This window comes from Vibrio sp. 03_296 (assembly GCF_002265885.1).
Genome location: NZ_NPKW01001099.1, coordinates 1 through 1035 on the forward strand (window position 1 = coordinate 1; position 1035 = coordinate 1035).

1 pseudogene is annotated in these 1035 nt (G+C 52.0%); it reads right to left on the bottom strand.

The window, feature by feature from the left end:
• Positions 1–1035 (bottom strand): annotated as a pseudogene (locus tag CIK04_RS30055) (alpha-amylase family glycosyl hydrolase); the annotation flags it as partial.

The window sequence follows — 1035 nt, forward strand, 5'->3', positions numbered from 1 at the left end:
CCCCAGCGTGCGAGAAAAACGTACGCGCCTGTTGTTCGATTTCTTTATGCACACCCGCGCCAATGGCAGGGTGTGTTTGACGAAAACTGCCCTAACGTCTGCCAGTGGTTAAGCAAACGTTGATTCGTTCGTCAGACAGGTGTCCAAACCATATCTGAACGGGTGCCTTGATGGAAATCATCGGCATATGGGCCAATATTGCGCCCCACTTCATCACCATAATAAATCTGCACCGCTCCTGGGACTGAGGAGCAATGCGTTCGCGGCGTTGCGCTGCACGGTATAGTCTTTAAAACGGCTAAAGAACAGCTCAGTATCGTGTGAGGACATGTAGCTCACTGGGTTGAAGTCACTTTGCTGCGCGATGGTGTTGGCGTAATCGCGATAGGTGTCAGCCATTTGGCTAAAACAGGCTGCGCCTTTATCGAGCTTCTTCTGCATATCAAAGTTGATCAGCGCGTCAAAACCGTCGTCAAAATAAGGGCTGCGGTAAGCAGAATGGCCCACACTTCCCCATCATCCAAACGGCGCACCCGATTGACCATTGGCTTTGCGCCACGCATCGAGACTTTTCGTCGCTTCTTGTTTCAGACGCTTCCACACTTCGCCTTCTACGTGTTTGACCGTATCTACCCGATAACCATCAATGCCAAAGCGTTTCACCCAATCGGTTTGCCACTCAAATCAAATAGTCGCTGACGGTGTAGTTGTCACGCGCCACCACACGCGTACCGGGGTTATCTAACTAGCCACTCGTGGCGGCGTCACCGCTTGGGTCGACTTCGGTACGAAAATCAGGTAACCCAGCGAGAGACAAAGTAATGTCGCTGCTGCCGGTTTTGGTAACCGGCAGCCCAGTGCGCACCCAATCTGCCCCCACCACTGTGACCAGTTTTGGCTTTGATAATCGATCGCAGAGTGGTAACTATGCCAGTTTTCACCCTCTTTTGGCTGCCAATTGGCCCACTTTTCTGGCAAGTTCGCTTCTTTTGCCGTCACTTGCATCCCATCAAATTGCAGATCCGCCAGCGTTGA